This window comes from uncultured Nisaea sp. (genome assembly GCF_963974195.1).
GTDB lineage: Bacteria > Pseudomonadota > Alphaproteobacteria > Thalassobaculales > Thalassobaculaceae > Nisaea.
On record NZ_CAXBDC010000004.1, the window covers coordinates 13,280 to 38,530 of the forward strand.

Sequence of the window (25,251 nt, forward strand, 5' to 3'; positions counted from 1 at the left end):
GCGCGTGACCCAACAAACCGATCCCGTGATGCCCCTGCTGTCTTTCAGGGGCATCACCAAGAGTTTTGGTCCGCTGGTCGCGAATGGCGCGATCTCGTTCAATCTGCATCAGGGAGAAATTCTCGCCTTACTGGGCGAGAATGGCGCTGGCAAAACCACCCTGATGAACATTCTCTTCGGACATTACGTTGCTGATGATGGAGAGATACTGGTCGAAGGAGCGCAATTGCCTCCCGGCTCGACAGAAGCGGCAATAAGCGCCGGTATCGGTATGGTGCACCAGCATTTCACGCTGGCGGAGAACCTGACGGTGCTGGAGAACATCACGCTCGGCACGGAGCCATTGTTCGCTTGGCATCGGAATATTAAAGCGGCGCGGGCAAAGATTACCGGGATGGCCGATGAATACGGTCTTTATGCCGATCCGGATAAACTGGTTGGCGAACTCTCCGTCGGTGAGCGGCAGCGGGTGGAGATCCTGAAGGCGCTTTACCGCGATGCCCGTATTCTCATTCTGGACGAGCCGACGGCCGTCCTGACCCCGCAAGAATCCGATAGCCTGTTCGAGATACTGAAAAAACTGACCTCCAGCGGACTGGCGGTCATCTTCATTACCCACAAGCTGAATGAGATCCTGAACCATACGGACCGGGTTGTGGTGCTTAGGCGCGGAGCCGTGGCGGGCACTGTCACGACAGCGGAAGCCGACCGGAACAGTCTAGCCAGCATGATGGTCGGTGCCGAGGTTATCCGCCCCCAGGCGGAACCCATGGAGCCGGGAGCACCTGTTCTGCGGCTTAACCGGGTAACCTGCCGGGCTGAGTCCGAGGCTCAAGGCCTGAAAGATCTCAGTCTGGAAATCCGGGAGCATGAAATTATTGGCCTGGCTGGTGTGGCCGGCAACGGCCAGCGCACACTTGCCAACCTGTTGTCCGGCCTGACAACGGCCGATACAGGAGATGTTGAAATTCTCGGCACAACGGGCCGGGCTGATGCGACCGCGCTGGTTCGGCGTGGTGTCGGCCGTATACCCGAGGATCGCCATGCGACCGGTGTCATCAGCGAAATGCCTCTCTGGGAAAATCTCATCAGCGAGGACCGCCGGAGCGCGGAGATCGCCCGGGCCGGTTTCGTTATCGACAAGGGACGGGCGCTGGACAGAGCCACTAAACTGATCGAGGAGTTCGACATTCGTTGTGAAGGACCGGAAGCGGAAACGCGTTTGCTTTCAGGTGGTAATATGCAAAAGCTCATCCTTGCACGTGTGCTTTCGCGCGGGCCGCGCTTTATCCTCGCCAACCAACCGGTCCGTGGTCTCGACGAAGGTGCCATTGCCTATGTGCAAAGCCGGCTTCTGCAAGCGCGGGAACAGGGCGCGGGCATTCTGTTGATTTCCGAGGATCTGGATGAACTCTTCGCTCTAAGTGACCGGATCGCAGTGATCTATCACGGCCAGCTCATGGCCCAGCGTGCAACGGCGGACCTGACAGTTGAAGAGGTTGGATTGATGATGTCCGGCCAAGGGGCAGCGCGTGGATCGGAGGCCGTCCATGCGCATTGAAGCACGCGAACATGTCGAGGTCTGGCGCATTATATCAGCGCCGATAGCGGCTATACTGGCGACGCTTGTACTGGGCTCGGGCTTGATCCTGTGGGCGGGAGAGCCTGTGCTCGGCTCCTACTGGGCCTTGCTGAAAGGTGCGCTCGGTTCCGCCTTTGCCTTGAACGAGACCCTGACGCGGACAACGCCACTGATCTTCACGGGTCTTGCCGTTGCGGTCGCCTTCCGGGCGAAGTTCTACAATATCGGTGCAGAGGGACAGCTCTATTGCGGCGCGCTGGCGGCGACCTTCTTCGGCACCGGCATGATCTCCCTTCCACCTTATCTGATGATCCCCTTTCTGATGCTGGTCGGCGCCATGGCCGGCGGCGCCATCCTGATCGTGCCTGTTCTGCTGAAGACCCACATGAAGGTCGACGAGGTGGTGACGACGCTGTTGCTGAATTTCGTCATCCTGCTGCTGGTTGGGTATCTGCTGGAGGGCCCGTGGAAGGACCCGATGTCACTTGGCTGGCCACAGGCCGCCCCCATCGTGGATGAGGGCATCTGGCCCCCCTTATTGGCCAAGGGGCGTCTCCATCTCGGCTTTATCTTCGCCCTCACTGCCGCACTGCTTGCCTGGGCACTGATGCGCTTCACCGTCTGGGGGTACGAGATCCGGGCCGTTGGCCTGAATGCTTCCGCTGCGGGCTTCGCGGGAATTGGCGTCAACGCCACGGTTATCCGCACGGCGCTGATTTCCGGAGGTCTGGCAGGGCTTGCTGGTGTCAGCGAAGTCGCTGGCCTGAAGGGCTATCTCACCCTGGATCTCTCACCGGGATTCGGCTATGCGGGAATTGCCGTCGCCATGCTGGCGCAACTGCACCCTCTCGGCGTTATCCTCTCGGCCTTTTTCATTTCCGCCGTCTATGTCGGCGCGGATGCCATGAGCCGGTCGACGGATATCCCGACCTATATCGCGGACGTGCTGGTTGGCCTCTCGGTTCTGACCATCCTGGTCAGTGTCATGCTGACCCGTTACCGCATCCGCTGGAGTTGAGGCGATGATGGGCGACATTCTCGAAATCCTACTCACCGCCGGTTTCTGGGCCGCGACCATCCGCATCGTCAGCCCGCTGATCCTCGGTACTCTCGGCGAGCTGATCTGCGAGCGGGCAGGGGTGCTCAATCTCGGCATCGAAGGCATCATGACGATGGGTGCGATGGCTGGATGGATGTGGGTCTATCAGGGCGGAGACCTCTGGGGTGGCATTGTCTTCGCGGCTTTCATCGGCGCGCTGTTTGGCTTGTTTCACGCGAGTTTCACGGTTTATATGGGCTTGTCACAACATGTCACGGGCATCGGAATCACGCTGTTTGCGTCCTCCCTCAGCTACTATGTCTTCCGCATGATGCTGCCGGCCGCGACAACCCCGCCGAAGATCGTGCCGTTCCAGCCCTATGCCATTCCGGGCCTGTCGGACATTCCGGTCATCGGTGAGGCGCTGTTCAGCCAGACGCCGCTAACCTATCTGGCGCTTCTTTCCGTTCCGGCCGTCTGGTATGTGCTGGAGCGTACCCCGCTCGGGCTCGCGGTTCGGATGGCGGGCGAAAATCCCATCGCCGTCGAATCCCAGGGGATCGACGTGCTGGCCGTGCGAACCGGCGCGGTTATGGTCGGCAGCGCCTTCATGGCCATCGGCGGTGCCTTCATCACCATGAGTGCATTCGACGCCTTCTATTTCGGCATGATCAACGGCCGTGGCTGGATCTGCGTCGCGCTGGTGATCTTTGCCTCCTGGAAGCCGGGCAAGGCGCTGCTGGGCGCCTTGCTGTTTGCCGGACTCGATGCCCTGCAGGTCCGGGCGCAGCAATTCGCCGGAGCACAGATCCCTTATCAGTTCTTCCTCATGGCGCCATACATCCTCTCCATCGCCGCCATGGTTGTGATGGCGCGGCGGGCGCGGTATCCGAAAGCCCTGCTGGTTCCATTCCGGCGCGGCGACAGAGTCTAGATCCAAGGCCTTCAAAATGCTCGATATCCTGATCACGAATGCGACGCTTCCCGATGGGCGTACAGGACAGTCCATTGCCATTCAGGGCGACAGGATCGTCGAGGTGGGGCCGTCTGTATCCGGCGATGCAGGCCGAACCATCGATGCCGGTGGCTGCCTGGTCACACCGCCTTTCATCGATCCGCATTTCCATCTGGATTCCACCCTCAGCCTGGGCGAGCCGCGTCTGAACCAGTCCGGCACCCTGCTGGAGGGCATCCAGCTCTGGGGAGAGCTGAAACCGCATCTGACCGGGGACGCTATCAAGCAGCGCGTCCGGGAGCTTGCCCGCTGGTCCATCGCCAAGGGTACGCTGGCGATCCGCAGCCATGTCGATACCTCCGATCCCCGGATGATCAATGTGGACGCTCTGATCGAGGTGCGGGAGGAGTTGAAGCCCTATATCGATATCCAGCTTGTCGCCTTCCCGCAGGACGGTTTTTTCCGCTCTCCCGGCGCGGCGGAGAACCTGACCCGTGCATTGGACAAGGGCGTCGACGTCGTCGGCGGTATTCCGCATTTCGAGCGCACCATGGAAGATGGCTCCCGCTCTGTTCGGGCGCTGTGTGAGATCGCAGCGGAACGGGGGCTCAGGGTCGATATGCATTGCGACGAGACGGATGATCCGATGTCGCGCCATATCGAAACGCTGACGGCGGAGACCAAGCGGCTCGGGCTGGAGGGCAGGGTTGCCGGCTCGCACCTGACCTCCATGCATTCGATGGATAATTATTACGTCTCCAAGCTGCTGCCGCTGATGGCTGAAAGCCGGATGCACGCGATCCCGAACCCGCTGATCAACATCACCCTGCAGGGCCGGCATGACAGCTATCCGAAGCGCCGGGGCATGACCCGGGTGAAGGAAATGACTGCAGCCGGGATCAATGTCGCGCTTGGCCATGATTGCGTAATGGATCCCTGGTACAGCCTCGGCAGCCACGACATGCTGGAAGTCGCGCACATGGCCGTGCATGTCGGGCAGATGACCGGCGTTGACGAAATGAAAGCCATGTTTGCTGCCGTCACCGAAAATTCGGCGAAAGCAATGGGGCTGGAAGGCTACGGCATCTCGAAGGGCTCAAACGCTGATCTGGTCATCCTGCAGGCGGGCGATGCGATGGAAGCCATTCGCCTGAAACCGAACCGGCTGTTCGTCATTCGCCGGGGACAGGTGATTGCTGAAGCACCGCCGCAGATGAGCACGGTCAGTATTGGCGGTGAAAAACACCAGGTCGACTTCCGCCGGAATTAATCCAGTTCGGCGTCGAGTGCCGAGAACAGACGATCCACATCCGCCTCGTCATTGAAGAGATAGGGGCTGATCCGCAGCGCGCCGTTCCGGAAAGCAATATGGACGTTGCGCGCGGCCAGCTGTGCTTCGAGATCCGCCGGCCAGGCTTGATCCCTGTAGAGTCCGATGAAATGCCCGATCCGCCGCGCTTTCGGCGGGCAAATAAACCCGCGTTCCTCAGCCTTCTGGGCAATCACATCGACCAGGCCGGACAGGTAGCCGTGGATCGCCTCTGGCGTCCATTCCGTGATCTGCTCCAGGGCGCTTACGCACATGGGCATGTGCACCATGCTGTCCGCGGCCCCCATATCGAAACGTCGTGCGTTCGGCTTCAGGCGGCCGCCAAGGCCACTGCCGGTTTCCATGGACGGTGCATCAATTCGTGCGGCGTGGTTCAGCTCCAGGGGCATGCCCGTCTGGTGCTTCGGCGCCACATACATGAACCCCATCATGTCCGGGCAGAGCAGCCATTTGTAACCGGAGGCGACGATGAAATCCGCCGGAACCGTTTCAAGGTTCAGCGGTTTTACGCCAATCGACTGGGTGGCATCCACGACCAGCGGTATCCCGCGCCTGACGCATTCCGCCGATATCGGCTCCAGATCGACGAGCGCGCCATCGCACCAGTGGCAGTTCGGCAGGGCCACGATGCCCACGCCATCATCCAGCGCTTCCAGAACCGGCCCGGTCCAGTCGAAATCCGCACCGCGTGGGACATATCGGATACCGCCACCCGACTGGTCGGCCAGCCTCTGCCATGCATAAACATTCGACGGAAATTGCGCTTCGAGCATGAGGACATCCTGTCCCGGCGACAGAGGCAGATTAGCTGCCGCGGAGGCAATTCCATAACTGGTCGCAAAAACGATCGCGACATCATCCGCCGTGGCACCGAGCAAGCCGCCAAACAGGTCACGGCAGCGCTCCATCTCGCCGGGCAGGGCCGCGCGGTCGGCCGACCATGGGTGCAATTTGCGCCTGAGCCCGCGTTCACCGGCCGAAAAACTGGTGTTGAGACAGGGAGACTGGCTCGCGGTGTTGAAATAGGTCAGTCCATCCGGTAGGTCGAACAGCTCCCGCTGACAGGCATAGGACATCGGACAGTCTCCAAAACTACTCACCATAAGATCCTGAAAGCCTGGAGCCTGATACGGCCCAGTACAGATAAAATGTCAGCTCAAGTGAGGCGTGCCTCCGAAAAGCACGAGTAATACCATAAGGAGGAATTGTGCTTTTGTGCATTAGATCAGCTGATTTCAATTTTTACCTTATTAGAGGGTAATCTGCTTTTGTGTAAAAATTCCGCTCCCTTAATAGGTTAAGGTGTAAAATTTGATGCGAATTTAAAAATGATAATCATTAGCGTTAGAGTCGTGAAAGCTAGGATCAGATCTGTTAACTAAGAGGCAAGGAACATTAATTTCGCCCAATATGGAAGCCTCCCACATTTGATGCGCTATAGATATTGGAGTGCGAATAATCCCGTTTCCGGCAGGCGCAAACGGTACAGCTGCATATAAAACAGAATGAATTGATCGGGTGCACAGAAAATTGTGATGAAAATTAATTAGATGAAAACAAAATCGACAAGCGTCACGCTTAGGAAAAGATTGAGGATCGATACAGCCGAAGCACACGAGCGAATAGACAAACTGGCCTCGCAGTTGGACTTGTCGAATGAAGAAGACCTTATCTCCTTTCTCAGCGCACAGCTCGAATCTCACCAACGTCTTCTCGAATGTCTCTCTCAAAAAGCAGAGTGGTTGAAGAGGCGGATTATTTTGATCAAGAGTGATCTAAGCGAGCTTGGAGAGAAAGTGCGTCCAGTGTCTGCTGCACCAGTTGTTGGGCATATTAATCCGTTGGCAATCGCCTACGTGATCTGCGGCTCATATCTCGGGTCAAAAGTCCTAAGAAAAACCTTGATGTTGTCCACGAGTGAACGCGTGCACAACGCGTCATCATTTTTAAAAGACGATGTGCCTGCCGAGCAATGGTCGATGCTCATCAAGACACTTGAAAATCTTCCAGCCGACGGGCTGGAGGCGGAAGACATAATTGATTCAGCGAACCGCTGTTTTTCCGTATTTGAACTCGCATTTGACAGAGTCATTAGCAGAGAGAGCAAGGCTTATGCCTGATAACCAAGAGAATAATGACATTTCCGAAATGCAGGTCGATTTATCAAACTGCGACCGGGAGCCCATCCATATTCTTGGGCGGGTTCAATCGTTTGGTGCATTGCTCTCTGTCTCTACAGATTGGATCGTGAATCATGCTTCGGAAAACATTGATGAGTTTATTGGGGCAAAAGTCCAAGACCTGATTGGACGACCGCTTGTGCAGTGCCTTTCCGAGGCTGCCATACACACGATCCGCGGAAGATTACAAATGCTCTCAACGGCAGATTCCGTTGAACGAGTATTTGGAGTTAAGCTGCATGACGACATATCCCTATTTGACCTGGCTATCCATTATTCGGGCCGCTCAATAATTATCGAGATAGAACATCATGGGGTCAGGGATAAAACCGATTACGCGAGTTATGTACGTGCACTGATCGACAGAATTGGGCGCGTGGATTCTGTCTCCCGGGTTTGCGAGCTTGGGGCCAGACAAATGAGAATGCTTGTCGGCTTCGACCGGGCCATGGTCTATAAATTCGATACTGACGGAACAGGTATTGTCATCGCTGAATCAGCCAGTCTGGATCTTGAATCCTATCTGGGCCTGCGTTACCCGGCCAGTGATATCCCGCGGCAAGCACGCGATCTTTATAAACGAAATCTCCTGCGCATTATCAGTGATGTAAATGACAACGGACACCCGGTTGTCCCTACGAGAAATCCTCAGGGTGAGCCATTGGATTTATCTCTCAGTGTTACGCGCGCAGTGTCGCCAATACATCTTGAATATCTGCGCAATATGGGCGTGGAAGCCTCTATGTCAGTTTCAATTATAAGGCGGGGCGAGCTTTGGGGGCTCTTCGCCTGTCATAATTATACCCCTCGCGTTCTTCCATATGAGACTCGAACTGCCGCAGAGCTGTTTGGCCAATTGTTCTCTTTTGTACTTGACCAAAAAGATAGCGATATGGTGCGAGCCGAAGAGGCAAAAGCACAACAATTGCACGACCAATTGTTGGCACAACTCGCCGAGGGTAGCAGTGTTGCCGAGAGCTTTGAGGCAATCATCGCAGCAATAGACACACTTGTGCCTTATGACGGTGTTGTCGGCTGGATGGACGGCGAATTTGTTTCCCGTGGGTATACACCAACACAGGCGGAGTTTATCGAGCTTGCAAGGTTCCTGAATACAACAACAGCAAGCACGATTTACCATACCGAGAGTATCCCTGACGTATATCAGAAGGGAGCTGACTTCAGTGACCGATCTGTTGGCATGCTGGTGCTTCCCGTTTCCCGGACCCCTCGTGATTATATCGTCCTGTTCAGACGGGAGATTTTGAGAACAGTCAACTGGGCGGGTAATCCTGAAAAGCCCGTGGAACTGGGGCCGAACGGCGTTCGATTGACGCCACGCAAAAGCTTTGAAGCGTGGCAGGAAACAGTACGCAACCACAGCTCCCCCTGGACGCGGACTGAGCTGAAGCTAGCTGAATCTCTGAGGATGACTTTGTTGGAAGTCGTCCTTCGGATGACGGATACAGTCAACAAGGAGCGGGCAAGGGCCCAGGAAAGCCAGGAGTTTCTTATTGCGGAACTGAATCACAGAGTCCGCAACATCCTCAATCTCATACGCAGTCTGATTACACAAAGTCATGTCGAGGGGCAGAGCGTAGCTGATTTCACCAAGGTAATAGGTGGCCGGATTGAGGCGCTCGCACGCGCTCATGATCAGATTACGGAAGAAAATTGGTCACCTTCATCACTTCGGGAAATGATCAAGACGGAAGGTGAGGGGTACCTAGGGAATGTTCCGGACCGGATTGAAATCAAGGGTGACGATGTCCTTCTACACCCGCGCGCATTTACGACCGTAGCACTCGTGATTCATGAGTTGATGACGAATTCCGCAAAGTATGGCGCTCTCTCAAAGTCCGGCGGTAGCATCACGATCTGTCTGGATACGAAAAAGCACGAGGTACTTGGCATTTCCTGGGAGGAAAAGGGCGGTCCCGAAATTACAGAGCCGCCCAAGCGACGAGGGTTCGGCACGACAGTGATTGAGCGTTCCATACCCTATGATCTGGAAGGAACGGTAGATCTGCATTTTGCTCCTTCGGGAGTAAGCGTCAGGTTCGAAATCCCAATGACGTTTGTCGTTGAAGGCAATGCAGATATCAAAGGTCTGTCAAACAAGAAAATAGCGCCCCAGTCTGCCGGCACGCTTTCCGGAGACGTACTGGTTGTGGAAGACAATATGATCATCGCTCTCGATGCAGAAGACTGCCTTATGCAACTCGGCGCATCGAAAGTTCATCTCTCTGCAAGTGTCTCCAAAGCACTGAACCTGATCGAAAAGGTAGCGATCACATTTGCGCTTCTGGACATGAACCTTGGAGAGCAAACGAGCGAACCTGTGGCTGAAGCACTCAGAGAACAGGGGATCCCATTTGTTTTCGCCACGGGATACGGCGACACCTCTCATTTGAGTGGCGCGTTCGAAAACGTGAAAACACTGAAAAAACCATACAGCAAGGAAGATATCGCTGCGGTGCTGCCATGATCCTGTAAGGATATGGCGGATGGGGTGGGATTCGAACCCACGAGACGGTCTCCCGCCTGCCGGTTTTCAAGACCGGTGCCTTCAACCGCTCGGCCACCCATCCGCAAAAGGAAACCCAATGACTTAGAATACAGCGCCAAATGCATTAGCGCTCTCTTGCCACCGAATTATACCGACCGAGTGAAGTTTCGATCAGCGGACAGATGCATACAGTCAGTCATGCCGGTGCGCAAGAGGCTAGGCCGTCAATACCAATTAGGCCGAGAGCGCGTGACAACGCGAAGCCAAAAAAAACCGCTCCCACAAGAAAACAGATCATGGAACTGCCATAGAATACCTCAGCCACACTGACGCAAAAATTCGCGCTGCGAAGAAATTTAGATGCCTGATCATCGGCATCGGATATCTTCTGACCGGCTTCAGTTTCGTATTCGGAGTTGGGATCAAGTGGCGCCTTAGATATATTTCGAACTAAATCCCGGATAGTGGTCCGTGCGGATGAATCACGTCTGAACGATTGCTCATTCGCAATAGCTGCGTGGCCGGAGTAACCAAAAAATATTGAGATGGTTGCAAAGAGGAGACCTATCCCAAAGGCACCTACCGCTAAAGCTATCTGCCAGGAATTCGGGGTCCACAGTTCATTCTTCCCAACAAGCTCTATGAAAATCGGAACAGAAAGTATTGCGCTTCCATTAACCCCTAGAGCGAACTTCAACCCTAACAGAGCAAATTGGGTGGCGCGATCAAGTGCGGCTGTTCGCTCATTCTCTCTGTATCTAACATCGAGCCGCCATGACTCGTAGAACTTCTGGTACGGGTGCGGAGGTTCAGTCATCAGGTGTCGACCTTTCCTGTTGTTGCGTCTGATATTTCAGCAAGCCTTGGATCGATCCGCAACGCTGCGTCCTCTTGACTACCCGATACAGAGAACAGGAAAACAGATCGCGAAACCACTCAGGCCCTTGACCTGCATCTCTCCTGAACGGCTGTAGTTGCCATTTTGCTATGTGATATATGGGGTTAATGCACCAACATTGGAATTGATCAATCACCGAAATTAATATTACATTTAATCACCTCTAGTCATACTTTGTGGACTCAACGGGAACTCATATCAATGCCTCAGAAGATCCAGGCTGGGCGGAATCTTACCCAGGAAACAACCGCGGCTCTTCGGACTAAAATTGCCGCCGGCCCAATGAAAACAGGTGACCGGTTACCGACGGAGAAAGAGCTGGAAGCGGAATACGGCGTCAGCCGCACCGTTATCCGAGAGGCCGTCGCGGTTCTGAAGGCCGACGGTCTGGTTGAGCCGAGACGCGGCGCGGGTATTTTCGTGCGCGATCCGAATGGCACCCGTAACAAGGGGCTGCCGTCCTTTCTGACGGGCGATGCGCATAGCACGCTTGATCTGCTTGAATTGCGCATGGCCGTCGAGGTCGAGGCCGCTGGACTTGCCGCCACCCGCCGCAGTCTTTCCCAGGATGCCCGTATCCGCGAGAGCCTGAACCAGTTCGAGCGCGCCGTGGAGACCGGTGCGTCCGCGGTTACCCTGGACATGGCATTCCATCTCTCCATCGCCCAGGGCACCAATAACGAATTGTTCTCCGCCTTCCTTACGTCTCTCGGGAAAGGCGCGATCCCGCGCAGCACGCTGACGGAGCTGGATCGTGAGCGTTTGATCGACCGGGACTATCTCGCCCGGGTTAATAAGGAGCACCGGGCAATTGCCGATGCAATCTCCGCCGGTGATGCGGACGGTGCCCGACAGGCCATGCGCGAGCATCTGAGCGGCAGCATCACACGCTATCGGAAATCTCTTTCCTCATAGTTAGAAATACCCCGAATTTAGCTGAACGACGGGAGACCGAAATGGCTGTACCGGTTGAATGTATACTCGATGCCGGAGCGACTCTCGGTGAGGGCGCGGTCTGGGATGCCGAAAATGGCATGCTCTGGTGGGTCGATATAGCGGCACCGTCCCTGCACAGATTTCATCCCGGGACAGGCAGCAATGAAACCTGGTCAATGCCGTCGGCCATCGGTTGCGTGGCACCGCGCCGGTCTGGCGGCGCAATTGTTGGCCTTGAAGAGGGTTGGTGCACGTTTGATCCGTCGAACGGTTCTGTCAGCATAATCAATGATATGGCGCCCGGTCGTAATACTCATCGGTTCAATGATGGCAGTGTAGATCCGGCGGGCCGGTTCTGGGCCGGGACCATGCCGAAAAGCGGTCCGCGCGATGCGGCTGCGGGCGAGCCGGGGGACGGCACATTGTTCTGCCTTGAAACCGACGGAAGCTGCCGAGCAGTTCTGGACGGATTTTATATCCAGAACGGGCTTGCCTTTTCACCGGACGGCACGCGGATGTACCTCTCCGACAGCTACAAACCGGTCCGCACGATCTGGGTCTTCGATTATGAAACCGAAACAGGAACGCCATCGAACCGGCGCACCTTCTTCGACACGAACGTCGTGGCAGGGCGTCCGGACGGCGCGGCGATGGATGCGGAAGGGTGTTACTGGATGGCCGGAGTCGATGGCTGGCAGATCCTCCGGTTAACCCCCGCCGGAGCGGTCGACCGGTCCATTCCGGTTCCGGTCGAAAAACCAACCTGTCTCGCTTTCGGCGGTCCCCGGCTGGAGCAGCTTTATATCACCAGCATGGGCCGGTCCCTGATCACCCCCGGCAGCGAGGACCGCCAGCCTAAGGCTGGCGGTATATTCGTCTGCGAGCCCGGGGTCACCGGCTACGCGCCGCCGCCCTGCGGAACCTGACCGCCTGTCAGAGTATCCCTTACCCTTCAATAAGCCGCGGCAATGTCAGCGAAATGGCGGGGATAAAGGTCGTCAGCATAAGCGCGACGAGAATGGCTGCGTAGAAGGGCCAGATCGTTCGCACCGCGCGTTCGATGGGGACCTTTCCGACCGCACATCCAAGGAACAGGCACGCACCGACTGGTGGCGTGCAGAGCCCTAGCCCCAAATTCATCATCAGGATCATGCCGAACTGTACCGGATCCATACCAAGCGAAATCACGACCGGCAAAAAGATCGGTGTGCAGATCAGGATCAGTGCCGCCATGTCCATGATCATGCCGAGCACGAGCAGCATGAGATTGATCATCAGCAGGATGGCAATCGGGTTCTCGGTTAGCCCGGTCATGAACTCGATCATCCGGGTAGGTACCTGATAGAAGGTCAGCATGTAGGCAAACGCCGTCGCCGAGGCGACTAGGATCAACACCATGGAGGTGGTACGGACAGAGTTCAGCACGGCGGTCTTGAAGGCTGTCCAGCTCAGTGACCGATAGACGATCAGCGTTATGGCGAAGGCATAAAGCGTACCGAATGCCCCTGACTCGGTAACGGTGAAGATACCGGACAGCACGCCGCCCACGATTATGACGGCAGTGAAGAGACCGGGCAGGGCGGCGATGAAGCTGATGAACAGCGAATACAACCCCGGAAACGGCTCAACCCCGTATCCTCTGCGGACAGCAATGATATAGGCCGCCGCCGCCAGGCAGATACACATCAGAACACCGGGCATCACACCGGCCAGAAAGAGCTGCGAAATTGAAATGCCGCCGCCCGCGGCGATGGCGAACAGGATCATGTTGTGGGATGGCGGCACCAGGATGCCCGCGATCGAGGATGTCACGGTGACATTCACAGCATAATCATCGTCGTAGCCCTTTTCCTTCATGACCGGGATCAGGATCGAGCCAAGCGCCGAGATATCAGCGACAGCCGAGCCCGAGATACCGCCGAACAGCATGGAGGAGAACACATTCACCACGCCAAGTCCGCCACGTACCCAGCCGACAGCCGCGGATGCCAGCCGGACCAGCCGGATGGCGATGCCGCCATGGAACATCAGCTCTCCGGCGAAAATGAAGAAGGGGATCGCCATCAGGGAAAAAACGTTGATGCCCGAGATGATGCGCTGAAAGGCAACGACAAGTGGCAACCCCTCAACGAAGAATGCCGTCACGGCCGCCACAGCTAAAGCGAAAGCGACGGGTACGCCGATGACGACGCAGACGGCGAAAACGCCGAGCAGAATAAGAAGGCCCATTGGATTACCCCGGTCAGCGTAGAGAGGAAGAGGGCTGCTCACGGCTCAATAAGAACCGGATCAGATGCCCTACCGAATAGATCAGGCATGCAGCGCCGCAGAAGGTGAGCGGTACCGCGCGAAGACCTTCGGGAACGTTGATGAGAGGTATCTGTGCGTCCCATTTGAACAGGACGAGATAATAGGTCTGCACCATCATGACCGAGCCAAAGACAGCCATGATCAGATGGACCAGGAAATCCATTATCCGCTGCAGCGGGCGAGGCGCTATGTCCCGGAAAAACGAAACCCCGAGATGGGATCTTTCGTGCACGCCTGTCGATGCTCCGACGAAGCCGATAAGCGCAACCAACAGAAGGGCGACCTGCTCCACCCAGGTGGGGGTTGCGTTCATCACATACCGGCCGAATACGAGCCAGCCGAAGATAGAGGTCAATACGACCATGGCTGTTCCGGAAACCCAAAGGCTGAGGCGACAAAGCGTGTCCAGGCTCTGGAAAAAATACCGCAGCAGGACGATCCCGCTATGTGACGCCATGTGTGGCGATGCCGTGTCGGCGCCGGCCTTGGCACTGGTCGAATGCATGGAGGTCATCTGAATTCCCGGCTCGAAAAGTGCCGCGCTCGGCACAGTGCATGACGAATGTCAAAAAGCGCCGCCGGAAAGGCTCACATCTGTGATCCATTCCGGCGGCCACGGGACAGGAGCTTTATTGCGTCGCTTGAATGGCTGCGACGAGTGGCTTCAGTTCCTCGTTGCTTGCCAGGAACTTTTCGAAGACCGGCTTCATGGCATCCTGGAATGCCGCCTTGTCAGCCACGTCATTGAACTTGACGCCGGACTTGATCACCATTTTCTGGCTGGCTTCGGCTCGTTCGGCCCACAATTTCCGCTGCAATTCGGCGGACTCACGGGCGGCTTCCTTGACTGCGGTCTTGTCCGCGTCGGAGAGGCCGTTATAGACGTCGGCATTGATGCAGACACATTCCGGAATGATCAGATGCTGGGACAGTGAATAATATCCAGCGACCTCGAAATGGCCGGTCGATTCATAGGATGGCCAGTTGTTCTCCGCACCGTCGACAACGCCTGTCTTCAGGGACTGATAGACTTCAGAAAAGGCCATCGGGGACGGGTTACCGCCGAGGGCGGAAATCATCCCGGAATAGAGGTCGTTATTCATCACCCGGACCTTCATGCCCTTGACGTCCTCGGGCTTGTTGATCGGATGTTTGGAATTATAGAAAGATCGCGCGCCTGAATCGTACCAGGCAAGAGCGATCATGCCTTTTTTCGCCATGCCGGCACTGATCTGATCACCCGGAGCGCCGTCCATCGCCCGATGCATGTGCTCCATGTCCTTGAAGATGAAGGGCAGGGAGACGACATTCGCTTCCGGTGCGATCGGCCCAATCGGCCCGAGATTGAAATTACCAATTTCAAGGCCGCCGATGCGCAATTGCTCTATCGCATCCGGCTGGCTGCCGAGAACACCCGAATGAAACATCTTCAGGCTGTGACGCCCGCCGGTTTTCTGCACCAGAAGTTCGGCGAACTTATCCATCGCGACCGTGTTGGGATATCCGGGCTTGTGAATGTTCCAGCCCTTCCATTCCGCAGCCTCGACATTGCTGGAGATGCCCGCGAGCAAGGCGACTGCCAGCGCGGCAGATCCGATTTTGTGAATCATCGACATTTTGTATTTCCTCCCTTTTGGTCCGGTTTTGTGTCCGGAACCGATGCATCACTGGTTTGTTTTTTCTTATGCGATGCGTGTTGCGGAATGCGGCGGTTCATGCGCCGTCTGTGTTCCTCGGATAAGTATGCCTCCTTTTGAAAATTGGTCAATCTATCGAAAAATGAATCCTACTTCTATGCGGCGGCAGCCAGCCTGGATGCTTCAATAACCGCGGCAAGCTCTTCGATATGCTTGTCCGTCGCGGCAGAAAGAGGCGGGCGTACATTTCCCGGGTCCCGGCCGACAGCACGTAGTCCGCCCTTGATCAGGCTGACCGGATAGCCCGGCACCTTGTCCCGTATATTCGCGAAGGGGTAGAAGAAGGATTTCAGGATGTCATCCATCACCAGCCGGTCTCCGGATCGCATGGCGGCATAGAACCTGAGCGCCAGTTCGGGCACGAAATTGAAGACGGCCGAAGAATAGGTACTGAACCCGGCAGCATCGTAGGCGGCGGCAAACAGCTCATGCGTCGGCATTCCGCCGACATAGACCAGCCGGTCCCCAAGCATGGTTCGCATACGGGTCACATGGTCGATTTCGCCGACACCATCCTTGAAGCCAATCAGATTGGGGCATTCCTCCGCGAGGCGGGCGACACTGTCCGCCGTCAGCACGGATGTGGCGCGGTTATAGACCACGACTCCGATGGAAACGGATTGGCAGACAGCTTTCACATGGGCCATCTGTCCCTCCTGGGTGCCAGACATCAGATATGTCGGCAACAGCAAGAGACCATCGGCGCCAGCGGCTTCCGCGGCCCGGGCATCGGCAATGGCGCGGGTTGTATTCACGCCGCACCCGGCAACCACCGGGCAGCGTCCGTCCGCGGCCTCGACCGCCGCCCGGATGATGGCCGGGAATTCATCCTGACCGAGGGAAAAGTACTCACCCGTCCCGCCGGCGGCGAACAGGGTGGCAGCATCGTAGGAGGCCAGCCAGGAAACATGATCCTGATAGGCCTTGGGGGCGAATTTCAGATCCTGATCAAAATGCGTGACAGGAAAGGACAGAAGGCCTGTGGCCATACGGGCCTTGAGCTTCTGGGGCGATAAAGACACGGCAATTCTCCCTAGCGGGGTGAGAAGAGAACCTGACGTTAAGTCAGGGCTTGGATTGAGCATTGCGAGCGGCAACCCGGAGCGGGTCGCCCTGATATCCCTCGCTGGCAAAGGGGCCTCCCTGAACGGCAAGGCCTACGGCGTCCCCTGGTTCGGGGATGCCGGAATTATCCACTTCCGCCGCCCAGATATCCGATGAGTCCCCAGGCTGATACCCAAGGCGGCGGGCCGTCTTATTGTCCCACCAGGTGCGTGAATTGTCGGACATGCCGAAGACGATCTCGTGATGCAAATCCGGCGTTTCCAGCCCTATCCGGCAGAGTTGGGCCAGATCTCCGATGCTGACCCAGGATCCGAGCGTCCGCTGGGTTTCGGGCTTCTCGAAACACCAGCCGATACGGATGGAGAGAACGCCAAGGCCGTAATTGTCCGCGAAATACTGCGACAGCGCTTCGCCGAAGACCTTGCTGAGACCATATCGGCAATCCGGGCGAGGGCGCTCCGATCCGTCCAGGATCTGCCCGCGCGGATAAAACCCGATTGCGTGATTTGAGCTGGCGAAGACGATCCGTTTCACCCCGGCTTTGTAGGCGGCCTCGAAGAGGCGATATGTGCCATCAATATTGGTGCGCAGGATGTCGTCCCACTCATGCTCGACGGACAGGCCGCCGAGATGGATGATCCCGTCGACACCATCAACAATCCGCTCCAGATCCTCTTGAACTGTCAGGTCCGCCCGCACGACTTCCTCGCCGTCCATTGCCGGCTCCAGTTCAACCATGTCGGATGAACGAAGTATCGGATAGGTGTTGGCGAGTGCCTTTCGCATGCGGCGGCCAATGCCTCCACCCGCACCTGTAAGAAGTACTCGTCTCATTTGTAATCTCTTAAATATGATTAATTTTCATATTCAGGATATCTAATGTGATCAATCTGTCCAGATCGAATCTTAAGCCGGGTGCTTTTTGCAGGCACTGATGCAGCAAGTCGTTGCCGGTCCCTCTCCAGTCAGATTCGCACATGTGGGGGTTGGAAGGGCGAAGACGCCTTGAAAACTCTCGTCCCGGATCAATGAGTTGTGAGCTGACCCGGCGCTTTGTTGCGGGCGCCAGTCCCCTATGCCACAACATACTGTATTGCATTTGGCACACAGGCTGGGCATCGGGCATCGATATGTTGAGAAAAATTCTGGTACTCGCGGGACTGCTTTCGGCAGCCACTTTCACCTCCGCTTACGCCGCCGCGACACAGCCATTCGAGGCCTGGGTCACCGAACTGAAGGCCGAGGCGGAGAAGCAGGGGATAAGCCGATCCATCTTTGATCAGGCTTTCACTGGCGTCACGCCGATCCCGCGTGTTGTTGAGCTGGATCGAAAGCAGCCTGAATTCACCCTGACATTCGAGCAATACCTGACCCGTGTCGTTCCGGATGCCAGAATCCAGAAGGGGCGCGCGCTCCTGAAAGAGAACAAGGCGTTGTTGACGGAGGTTTCCGAAAAATACGGTGTCCAACCGCGTTTCATCGTTGCCCTTTGGGGGGTAGAGACGGATTTTGGACGTATCACTGGTGGCTTCCCCGTCGTCGCTTCCCTTGCGACGCTGGCGTATGACGGTCGCCGCAGCGCTTTCTTCCGCAAAGAGCTGCTGCTGGCACTGAAAATCCTGGAACAAGGCCATATCGCGCCGGGCGACATGCAGGGATCCTGGGCCGGGGCCATGGGGCAGAGTCAGTTCATGCCCTCCAGCTTCCATAATTTCGCCGTCGATTATGACGGGGACGGCCATAAGGATATCTGGGGCACCAAAGCCGATGTCTTCGGCTCCATTGCGAACTATCTGTCCAAATCCGGCTGGAACAGCAGTGAAACCTGGGGCCGCGCGGTCAGTCTGCCCGCGAATTTCGATAAGTCCCTTATCGATTCCAAGATCACCAAGACGATGCGGGAATGGGAAGCGCTGGGCGTTACCAGGCGCGATGGTGGCCCGTTGCCAAGCCGTAACCTGACAAGCCAGTTGGTGGTTCCGGGTGACGGGGAGCTGGCACCGGCGTATCTCGCCTACTCGAACTATGAGGTCATCCTGAAATGGAACCGCTCAAGCTACTTCGCGACGGCGGTTGGCACGCTTGCGGAAGCTATCGGACAGGAATAGTTCACCGCGAAATCGACCACGAGATATGGTAGTGTCGTAATTTAAATTGCATATCCGTTGTAAGCTGGGCGCCGTACGGACCCAAAGGACAGACATGAAACCTCTCGCCACGCTCTCGTTCATGACGCTTGCCTTGTTCTTGTCCGCCTGTGCGGAGACCGAGTTCGTGGTGCATACGGCCAAGCAGGTCCAGAGCGCCACGTCCGATGGAAGGCCGGTTGGCCGCTACAAGGTTGGCTCTCCTTATGCGATAAATGGTGTCTGGTACTATCCTCAGGCCGATTACGGGTACGTCGAAACGGGGATCGCGTCCTGGTACGGGCCGAATTTCCACAACAAAGACACCGCCAATGGCGAGGTGTTCGACCAGAATGCCGTCACCGCCGCGCATCGCACCCTGCCGATGCCAAGCGTTGTGCGGGTGACTAATCTGGAGAATGGCCGCGCCCTGGTTGTCCGGGTGAATGACCGAGGGCCGTTTGCCCATGGCCGGATCATTGATCTCTCGCGGCGTTCCGCGCAGCTTCTGGGCTTCGAACGCCAGGGAACCGCGAAGGTCCGGGTCGAAGTCCTGCCGGAGGAGAGCCGTCGGCTTGCCGAAGCCTACCAGTCGGGCAAGCCGGTGCAGCTCGCCAGCCTGAATCCCGAACCGGTTCCAACACCGGAAGCGGCCCCGAGCGTGGCTGTTTCCAAAGGCAATGTCTCCAAGATACCCGGAGCTGTTGTTCTGACGCCTCCGCCGCCTGCGGTATCCACAGCGCCAAGTCCCGCCGATCAGGGCAGCGCCATTGATCTCGCGCGCCAGTCCCGCAGCCAGACAGTGATCCTGACCGAGCCGGAGCCAACCGAAATATACGTTCAGGCCGGCGCGTTTACGAATGCGAACAACGCGGACAAGCTGACGCAAATTCTGGCCGATGTCGGACCGGTGCGGATCGATCCCCGGCAGGTGAACGGACAATATTTCTACCGTGTGCGCCTTGGCCCGCTGGCAACGGCGGAGGATGCCGACCGGATTCTTGAATCCGTCATCAGCCGGGGGTATCCGGGCGCGCGGGTGATCGTCGAGTAACAGCAGTAGCTACAAGGCGCAAAATTGGCAAAGAGCCCCCTGTGTCTCATTTCAATCAAAGTTGTGCATTATGCAGAAAAACGCTTGGGGCTATGAAAGCCGATAACTTGTTGGACCAAAACGTCTCGTCATTCGGGCGGGAGGGGAACTCATGATGATATTGACCGGCAAATGGAACGCAGCAGTCGGGAGCACGTGCCGTGCCCTGGGCGGGGCCGGGTTGCTTGTCACCGGCCTGCTTGCCGCCAACCTGCTCTGGGCGTTACAGGCCTCCGCGCTTGAGACCAGTGCACGGGAAGCCATCCTTCTCGACTACGACACCGGCACGATCCTTTATCAAAAGGATGCGGACAAGCCGATGCCGCCAGCCTCAATGACGAAAATCATGACGGTCTTCATGGCGTTCGAGCGTCTGAAGGACGGCCGGCTTTCGATGGACGACACCATCGCCATCAGCGAGAAGGCCTGGCGCAAGGGCGGCTCGAAGATGTTCGTGAAAGTGAATACCCGTGTCGCTGTGCACGACATTCTGCACGGCATCATCGTGCAGAGCGGTAACGATGCGGCAATCGCCCTGGCCGAAGCGCTTGGCGGAACCGAAGAAGCGTTTGCCGAGGAGATGACCCGGCGGGCGCATGAGATCGGATTGACCAGCAGCACCTTCCGCAATGCGACAGGCTGGCCGGATCCGGAGCACCGGACAACGGCCCACGATCTTTCGCGCCTTGCCGTCGAGACCATCCGCCGGTTCCCGGAATATTATCCGATCTATTCGGAAACGAAGTTCACCTACAACAAGATCAAACAGGGCAATCGGAACCCGCTGCTCTACAAGAACATGGGCGCGGACGGTCTGAAGACCGGGCATACGGAAGCCGCCGGATATGGCTTGACGGCATCCGCCGTCAGAAATGGCCGCCGTCTGGTGCTGGTCGTTAATGGTCTGGGCAGCGTTGCCGCGCGGTCTCGCGAGGGCGAGGCACTGCTCGACTGGGGCTTCCGGGAATTCGATAATTACAATCTCTTTGAGAAGGGCGCTGTTGTCGCCAATGCCGATGTCTGGCTGGGCAATGCCAAAACAGTTCCTCTGGTGACCGATAGTGACGTGCTGCTCACGCTCAAGCGGTCCGCACGCCAGAAAATGAAAGTCAGTGTGGTCTATGAAGGCCCGGTCCCGGCCCCGATTGCAGCCGGCACACAACTGGCAACGCTGAAAGTCTCGGCACCGGATATGGATGACGTGACGATCCCGCTTTATGCAGCTGAGGATGTGGACCAGCTTGGCGTTTTCGGTAAAGTTGGCGCCGCGGTCGAATACCTCGTCTGGGGCAGTGGTGGCTGACCTCGCGGCCTCTGAAAGAGGGCGCTTCATCACATTCGAAGGCGGTGAGGGGGCTGGCAAAAGCACGCAGATCCGTGTTTTGGCGGCTGCCCTGGAACAGGCGGGAAAAGCGGTCTGCCTGACACGCGAGCCCGGTGGCTCGGACGGAGCCGAGCAAATCCGTGAACTTCTCGTCACCGGCGATCCGGATCGCTGGGATGCGATGACGGAGCTGCTGTTGCTCTATGCCGCTCGCAGGGACCATGTCCGCCGCCTGATTGAACCCGCGCTCGAAAAAGGCACATGGGTGCTCTGCGACCGGTTTGCCGATTCCACCATGGCTTATCAGGGCTATGGGCACGGGCTTGATCGCGGCAAGATCGCGGCCTTGCACAAGATCGTGCTCGGAGATCTCAAACCCGATCTGACTATTATCCTCGATCTTAATCCCGAAGCAGGCCTTGCCCGCACCCGTGTCTCTGATGAAGCGGCACGGCGCGGCGCCGAAGACCGTTTTGAACGGATGAAACTCGCATTCCACCAGCGCATGCGCGAGGGCTTCCGGGAGATTGCCGACGGGGAGCCGGACAGGGTCGCGCTGGTCGATGCCGCCGGTGACGCCGAATCCGTAAGCCTGATGATCGCCACATTGGTCAACAGCAGGTTGGGAGCACTTTGATGAGCGACGAGAGCGCAATTCCTCTGCCGCGCGAAAACGAGATGTTGATCGGCCATAAAACGGCCGAGGCGGCGATGCATGATGCGATTGCCTCCGGACGCATCCCCCATGCCTGGATGATCACGGGGCCGTCGGGCATTGGCAAGGCCACGCTTGCGTACCGGTTTGCCCGTTTTGTGCTGTCTGGCGGCGTTCAGGATGAGGGGCCGGGGCTTTTCGGCGATGCCTTGCCGCCCGCTGCCGCCGATCTTCATGTCTCGCGTGACGATCCCGTATTCGCGCAGATCGCCGCCGGAAGCCATCCGGATATGCTGGTGGTCGAGCGCGGTTACGATGAGAAACGCAAAAAGATGCGTGGCGAGATCGTCGTTGACGATGTCCGCAAGATAGGCAGTTTCCTGAGGCTTACGCCGTCGCTCGGTGGCTGGCGCGTGGTCATTCTCGACAGCGCGGACGAGATGAACCGGAATGCGGCCAATGCTGTTCTGAAATTGCTCGAAGAGCCGCCCCGGCAAGCGCTGATCATCCTTGTCAGCCACACGCCCGGCCGTTTGCTGCCAACCATCCGGTCCCGGTGCCGGTCCGTTCGCCTTGGTCCGCTCTTCGATACTCAGATCACCGAGTTATTGGGCATTCACAAGCCGGATCTCGATCCGGCGACGATTGAAACCCTGGTTGCAATCTCCGAAGGAAGCGTAGGCCGTGCGCTTGCTCTGGCAGCCGAAGGCGGTATTTCCGCGCTTGAGGATATTTTTGGCGCACTCAGCAGCTATCCGTCCCTGCAGGACCTGTCTCTGCTGGAGCTGGCGGATCGCTGGACACGTGCGGTGAAGGCAGAGGAAAGCGATCCGTTTGAGACCGGAATGAACCTTCTGGACTGGTGGCTCGGGCGTATCGCGCGGGATGCCGCGGCGGGAGAAGCCCCTATCGACCGGATCAGGGGGATGGGGGCAGCCGCCCAGAAACTCACCGAAACACTTGGCCCGGCCGGTGTGGCGGAACGGCGCTCCCGGATAACGGCGCTTCTCGGAAAAGGCATGGGCCTCAATCTCGACAAACGGCAATTGCTGATGGATGTGTTCTATTCCCTGGCACCGGATCACGCCGCTTCCTGACGTTTCACCTTGAAACTGACAGGTGCGGGCGGTACCTCAATGCACCAGATTCTTTGACTGACCACCAAAGCGGACAGCGACCGCCGATCGGATATATCCATGAGCGCGCATTATTACCTGACGACACCGATCTACTACGTCAACGACAAGCCCCATATCGGCCACGCTTACACGACGCTTGCCTGTGATGCGCTGGCCCGGTTCAAGCGTCTGGACGGCTATGACGTCAAATTTCTGACAGGCACTGACGAGCACGGGCAGAAGGTTGAAACCGCCGCCGCCAATGCAGGTGTCGATCCCCAGACCTTTACCGACAAAGTGTCCCAGAATTTCCGCGACCTTGCGAGCGCGATGAACTTTTCAAACGACGATTTCATCAGGACGACGGAAGAGCGACAGAAGAAGGCTTGTCGGGCCATCTGGAACAAGATGCTGGAAAAGGGGCACATCTATCTCGGCGCCTATGAAGGCTGGTATTCCGTGCGGGATGAAGCCTTCTTCACCGAGACTGAAATTGTCGACGGCAAGGCACCGACCGGTGCGCCTGTCGAATGGGTGGAAGAGCCGAGCTATTTCTTCGATCTCTCGAAATGGCAGGAACCGCTGCTGAAATATTACGAGGAGCATCCCGACTTCATCGCTCCGTCCGCGCGGCGTAACGAAGTCATGAGCTTCGTGAAATCCGGCTTGCGTGATCTTTCGGTCTCCCGCACCAGCTTTAAATGGGGGGTGCAGGTTCCGGGCGACGACGCCCATATCATGTATGTCTGGCTCGATGCCCTGACGAACTACATCACGGCCGCCGGATATCCTGATACCGAAAGCAGCGACTACAAGGCTTTCTGGCCTGCGGACCTGCACATGGTCGGCAAGGATATCCTGCGCTTTCACGCCGTTTACTGGCCCGCTTTCCTGATGGCTGCGGACCTGCCGCTGCCCAAGCGTGTCTTCGCGCACGGCTGGTGGACAAACGAAGGCCAGAAAATTTCGAAGTCCGTCGGCAATGTGATCGACCCGCTGGAGCTGATCGAGAAATACGGCCTCGACCAGGTGCGCTACTTCCTGCTGAGGGAAGTACCGTTCGGCAATGATGGCGATTATTCCCACACGGCCATGGTCAACCGGGTGAACAGCGAGCTGGCGAACGATTTCGGCAACCTGTCTCAGCGCGTCCTTTCGATGATTGCCAAGAATTGCGACGGCAAGGTGCCGGCGCATGGGGACTTCACCGACGCTGACAAGACCTTGATGGATGCGGCAGCTGGCCTGCTTGAGTCCATTCGGCAGTCGTACGATGCGCAAGCTTTCAACAAGGCGCTTGATCAGGTCTGGCAGATTGTTGGCGATGCCAATCGCTATGTCGATGAGATGGCTCCATGGGGGCTCAAGAAAACCGATCCCGACCGGATGGCGACCGTGCTTTATGTGCTGGCCGATACGATCCGCGTGCTCGGCGTGCTGATGCAGCCGGTTGTACCGGACAGTGCCTCGAAGATGCTGGATCAGCTTGCTCTTGGTGAGGAGCAGCGGAAGTTCGCCGCTCTCGGAAACCGGCTGGTGCCAGGGACAGAGCTGCCAAAGCCGAGTCCGGTCTTCCCGCGTTATGTCGAACCGGAAGCAGCGGAGGCCTGAGTGAACGCGCCGGCAATCGTCGATTCTCACTGCCATCTCGATTTCGAGACCTTTGAGGAAGAACGGGACGAGGTGATCGAACGGGCCCGGCAGGCGGGTGTTTGCCGCATGGTGACGATCAGCACCCGCATCACGACCTTTCCGAAGATCCGCGCGATCGCGGAGCAGTATGACGATGTCTTCTGCTCCGTCGGCATTCATCCGCACCAGGCGGGGGAGGAGCCGGAAGTATCCGTCGAGGAACTGGTCGAGCTTGCCGCACATCCGAAAGTCGTCGGCATCGGCGAGTCCGGCTTCGATTACTTCTACGACAGCTCCCCACGCGATGCGCAGCGCCGCAGTTTCACCACCCATATCCAAGCGGCGCAGGAAACCGGCCTGCCGCTGATTGTCCATGCCCGTGATGCGGATGAGGACACGGCCGATCTGCTGGAAGCGGAATATGCCCGCAAGCCCTATACGGGCGTTCTGCATTGCTTCAGCAGCGGCCGCCGGCTGGCCGAGCGGGCGCTGGATATCGGCTTCTATGTCTCGCTGAGCGGCATCATCACCTTTAAGAATGCCGAGGATATTCGCTCAACCGTGCGGGACGTGCCGCAGGATCGTCTGCTGGTCGAAACGGACTCTCCCTATCTCGCGCCTGTACCAAAGCGCGGCAAACGGAACGAGCCTGCCTATGTTGCCCATACCCATCAGGCACTAGCCGAGTTGCGCGGCGTTTCGGTAGAGGAAATGGCGAAGCTCACGACGGAGAATTTCTTCCGTCTGTTTTCGCGGGTTTCCGTGCCCGGGGGCATAGCCCTCAATAGCGGAGCCTGACTCC

At 57.5% G+C, this 25,251-nt stretch carries 22 protein-coding genes and 1 tRNA gene; 15 read left to right on the forward strand and 8 right to left on the reverse strand.

Annotation, left to right across the window (positions count from 1 at the left end; all coding sequences use genetic code 11):
* Positions 1-4: 4 nt before the first annotated feature.
* Genes AAC126_RS01770 through AAC126_RS01785 form a run of 4 tightly spaced genes read left to right on the forward strand, consistent with a single transcriptional unit; the run spans position 5 to position 4,846 of the window.
* Positions 5-1,561 (forward strand): ABC transporter ATP-binding protein, encoded by a 1,557-nt coding sequence (locus tag AAC126_RS01770; RefSeq protein ID WP_339849358.1) that lies wholly within the window; start codon positions 5-7, stop codon positions 1,559-1,561.
* Positions 1,551-2,600, forward strand: a complete 1,050-nt coding sequence (locus tag AAC126_RS01775; protein ID WP_339849360.1) for an ABC transporter permease — start codon at positions 1,551-1,553, stop codon at positions 2,598-2,600. The genes AAC126_RS01770 and AAC126_RS01775 overlap by 11 nt, the downstream gene beginning before the upstream one ends.
* A gap of 4 nt (positions 2,601-2,604) precedes the next feature.
* Complete coding sequence (locus tag AAC126_RS01780) at positions 2,605-3,555, forward strand: ABC transporter permease (protein ID WP_339849363.1); 951 nt, start codon at positions 2,605-2,607, stop codon at positions 3,553-3,555.
* A gap of 16 nt (positions 3,556-3,571) precedes the next feature.
* Positions 3,572-4,846: an amidohydrolase family protein gene (locus tag AAC126_RS01785; protein ID WP_339849366.1), complete on the forward strand. Its 1,275-nt coding sequence runs from the start codon at positions 3,572-3,574 to the stop codon at positions 4,844-4,846.
* Here the strand turns inward: AAC126_RS01785 and AAC126_RS01790 are convergent.
* A complete protein-coding gene (locus AAC126_RS01790) occupies positions 4,843-5,982 on the reverse strand; it encodes an aminotransferase class V-fold PLP-dependent enzyme (RefSeq protein ID WP_339849368.1) in 1,140 nt (379 codons plus the stop codon). The two genes, AAC126_RS01785 and AAC126_RS01790, sit on opposite strands and share 4 nt — an antisense overlap.
* A 474-nt stretch (positions 5,983-6,456) precedes the next feature.
* Between AAC126_RS01790 and AAC126_RS01795 the strand changes: the two genes are divergently transcribed.
* Together AAC126_RS01795 and AAC126_RS01800 are read left to right on the forward strand one after the other, a co-directional pair.
* Entirely contained in the window at positions 6,457-7,026 is a 570-nt protein-coding gene (locus tag AAC126_RS01795; RefSeq protein ID WP_339849369.1) for a biliverdin-producing heme oxygenase, read from the forward strand.
* Complete coding sequence (locus AAC126_RS01800) at positions 7,019-9,574, forward strand: HWE histidine kinase domain-containing protein (protein ID WP_339849370.1); 2,556 nt, start codon at positions 7,019-7,021, stop codon at positions 9,572-9,574. Before AAC126_RS01795 ends, AAC126_RS01800 begins: the two co-directional genes overlap by 8 nt.
* A gap of 13 nt (positions 9,575-9,587) precedes the next feature.
* Here AAC126_RS01800 and AAC126_RS01805 read toward each other — a convergent pair.
* Together AAC126_RS01805 and AAC126_RS01810 are read right to left on the reverse strand one after the other, a co-directional pair.
* A tRNA-Ser gene (locus AAC126_RS01805) sits at positions 9,588-9,677 on the reverse strand.
* Between the two features lie 114 nt (positions 9,678-9,791).
* Positions 9,792-10,412: a hypothetical protein gene (locus tag AAC126_RS01810; RefSeq protein ID WP_339849371.1), complete on the reverse strand. Its 621-nt coding sequence runs from the start codon at positions 10,410-10,412 to the stop codon at positions 9,792-9,794.
* Between the two features lie 282 nt (positions 10,413-10,694).
* Between AAC126_RS01810 and AAC126_RS01815 the strand changes: the two genes are divergently transcribed.
* Together AAC126_RS01815 and AAC126_RS01820 are read left to right on the forward strand one after the other, a co-directional pair.
* Positions 10,695-11,408, forward strand: a complete 714-nt coding sequence (locus AAC126_RS01815) for a FadR/GntR family transcriptional regulator (protein WP_339849373.1) — start codon at positions 10,695-10,697, stop codon at positions 11,406-11,408.
* Between the two features lie 41 nt (positions 11,409-11,449).
* Positions 11,450-12,355, forward strand: coding sequence for an SMP-30/gluconolactonase/LRE family protein (locus AAC126_RS01820; RefSeq protein WP_339849376.1), 906 nt, complete (start codon positions 11,450-11,452; stop codon positions 12,353-12,355).
* A gap of 19 nt (positions 12,356-12,374) precedes the next feature.
* Here AAC126_RS01820 and AAC126_RS01825 read toward each other — a convergent pair whose 3' ends face one another.
* The 5 genes from AAC126_RS01825 to AAC126_RS01845 form a co-directional block, all read right to left on the reverse strand.
* Entirely contained in the window at positions 12,375-13,658 is a 1,284-nt protein-coding gene (locus AAC126_RS01825; RefSeq protein ID WP_339849379.1) for a TRAP transporter large permease, read from the reverse strand.
* A gap of 13 nt (positions 13,659-13,671) precedes the next feature.
* Positions 13,672-14,253 carry a TRAP transporter small permease gene (locus AAC126_RS01830; RefSeq protein ID WP_339849382.1) on the reverse strand — a complete coding sequence of 194 codons (582 nt, stop codon included), beginning with the start codon at positions 14,251-14,253 and terminating at the stop codon, positions 13,672-13,674.
* A 115-nt stretch (positions 14,254-14,368) separates the two neighbouring features.
* Positions 14,369-15,355, reverse strand: a complete 987-nt coding sequence (locus AAC126_RS01835) for a TRAP transporter substrate-binding protein (RefSeq protein ID WP_339849384.1) — start codon at positions 15,353-15,355, stop codon at positions 14,369-14,371.
* Positions 15,356-15,531: 176 nt separating this feature from the next.
* A complete protein-coding gene (kdgD, locus tag AAC126_RS01840) occupies positions 15,532-16,458 on the reverse strand; it encodes a 5-dehydro-4-deoxyglucarate dehydratase (protein ID WP_339849386.1) in 927 nt (308 codons plus the stop codon).
* A 43-nt stretch (positions 16,459-16,501) separates the two neighbouring features.
* Entirely contained in the window at positions 16,502-17,335 is an 834-nt protein-coding gene (locus AAC126_RS01845; protein WP_339849389.1) for an NAD(P)-dependent oxidoreductase, read from the reverse strand.
* A gap of 296 nt (positions 17,336-17,631) precedes the next feature.
* On the opposite strand from AAC126_RS01845, the gene AAC126_RS01850 reads away from it, so the two are divergent.
* The 7 genes from AAC126_RS01850 (at position 17,632) to AAC126_RS01880 (ending at position 25,247) form a co-directional block, all read left to right on the forward strand.
* Positions 17,632-18,609 (forward strand): lytic murein transglycosylase, encoded by a 978-nt coding sequence (locus tag AAC126_RS01850; protein ID WP_339849391.1) that lies wholly within the window; start codon positions 17,632-17,634, stop codon positions 18,607-18,609.
* A 94-nt stretch (positions 18,610-18,703) separates the two neighbouring features.
* Positions 18,704-19,681 carry a septal ring lytic transglycosylase RlpA family protein gene (locus tag AAC126_RS01855; protein WP_339849392.1) on the forward strand — a complete coding sequence of 326 codons (978 nt, stop codon included), beginning with the start codon at positions 18,704-18,706 and terminating at the stop codon, positions 19,679-19,681.
* 151 nt (positions 19,682-19,832) lie between these two features.
* Positions 19,833-21,023, forward strand: coding sequence for a D-alanyl-D-alanine carboxypeptidase family protein (locus AAC126_RS01860; RefSeq protein ID WP_339849394.1), 1,191 nt, complete (start codon positions 19,833-19,835; stop codon positions 21,021-21,023).
* On the forward strand, positions 21,016-21,681 hold the full coding sequence (gene tmk, locus AAC126_RS01865) for a dTMP kinase (RefSeq protein ID WP_339849396.1): 666 nt from the start codon (positions 21,016-21,018) through the stop codon (positions 21,679-21,681). The genes AAC126_RS01860 and tmk overlap by 8 nt, the downstream gene beginning before the upstream one ends.
* Entirely contained in the window at positions 21,681-22,796 is a 1,116-nt protein-coding gene (locus tag AAC126_RS01870; RefSeq protein WP_339849399.1) for a DNA polymerase III subunit delta', read from the forward strand. The genes tmk and AAC126_RS01870 overlap by 1 nt, the downstream gene beginning before the upstream one ends.
* Positions 22,797-22,895: 99 nt before the next feature.
* Positions 22,896-24,428: a methionine--tRNA ligase gene (metG, locus tag AAC126_RS01875; protein ID WP_339849402.1), complete on the forward strand. Its 1,533-nt coding sequence runs from the start codon at positions 22,896-22,898 to the stop codon at positions 24,426-24,428.
* Positions 24,429-25,247, forward strand: coding sequence for a TatD family hydrolase (locus AAC126_RS01880; protein ID WP_339849404.1), 819 nt, complete (start codon positions 24,429-24,431; stop codon positions 25,245-25,247).
* The last annotated feature ends 4 nt before the right edge of the window (positions 25,248-25,251 follow it).

Coding starts and splice junctions, on each gene's coding strand:
- AAC126_RS01830 (WP_339849382.1), bottom strand. CDS start 14,253: ATGACCTCCATGCATTCGACCAGTGCCAAGGCCGGCGCCGACACGGCA.
- AAC126_RS01810 (WP_339849371.1), bottom strand. CDS start 10,412: ATGACTGAACCTCCGCACCCGTACCAGAAGTTCTACGAGTCATGGCGG.
- AAC126_RS01780 (WP_339849363.1), top strand. CDS start 2,605: ATGATGGGCGACATTCTCGAAATCCTACTCACCGCCGGTTTCTGGGCC.
- AAC126_RS01815 (WP_339849373.1), top strand. CDS start 10,695: ATGCCTCAGAAGATCCAGGCTGGGCGGAATCTTACCCAGGAAACAACC.
- AAC126_RS01820 (WP_339849376.1), top strand. CDS start 11,450: ATGGCTGTACCGGTTGAATGTATACTCGATGCCGGAGCGACTCTCGGT.
- AAC126_RS01775 (WP_339849360.1), top strand. CDS start 1,551: ATGCGCATTGAAGCACGCGAACATGTCGAGGTCTGGCGCATTATATCA.
- AAC126_RS01825 (WP_339849379.1), bottom strand. CDS start 13,658: ATGGGCCTTCTTATTCTGCTCGGCGTTTTCGCCGTCTGCGTCGTCATC.
- AAC126_RS01800 (WP_339849370.1), top strand. CDS start 7,019: ATGCCTGATAACCAAGAGAATAATGACATTTCCGAAATGCAGGTCGAT.
- metG (WP_339849402.1), top strand. CDS start 22,896: ATGAGCGCGCATTATTACCTGACGACACCGATCTACTACGTCAACGAC.
- AAC126_RS01785 (WP_339849366.1), top strand. CDS start 3,572: ATGCTCGATATCCTGATCACGAATGCGACGCTTCCCGATGGGCGTACA.
- AAC126_RS01835 (WP_339849384.1), bottom strand. CDS start 15,355: ATGTCGATGATTCACAAAATCGGATCTGCCGCGCTGGCAGTCGCCTTG.
- AAC126_RS01795 (WP_339849369.1), top strand. CDS start 6,457: ATGAAAACAAAATCGACAAGCGTCACGCTTAGGAAAAGATTGAGGATC.
- AAC126_RS01855 (WP_339849392.1), top strand. CDS start 18,704: ATGAAACCTCTCGCCACGCTCTCGTTCATGACGCTTGCCTTGTTCTTG.
- AAC126_RS01790 (WP_339849368.1), bottom strand. CDS start 5,982: ATGTCCTATGCCTGTCAGCGGGAGCTGTTCGACCTACCGGATGGACTG.
- AAC126_RS01860 (WP_339849394.1), top strand. CDS start 19,833: ATGATGATATTGACCGGCAAATGGAACGCAGCAGTCGGGAGCACGTGC.
- AAC126_RS01845 (WP_339849389.1), bottom strand. CDS start 17,335: ATGAGACGAGTACTTCTTACAGGTGCGGGTGGAGGCATTGGCCGCCGC.
- AAC126_RS01850 (WP_339849391.1), top strand. CDS start 17,632: ATGTTGAGAAAAATTCTGGTACTCGCGGGACTGCTTTCGGCAGCCACT.
- AAC126_RS01870 (WP_339849399.1), top strand. CDS start 21,681: ATGAGCGACGAGAGCGCAATTCCTCTGCCGCGCGAAAACGAGATGTTG.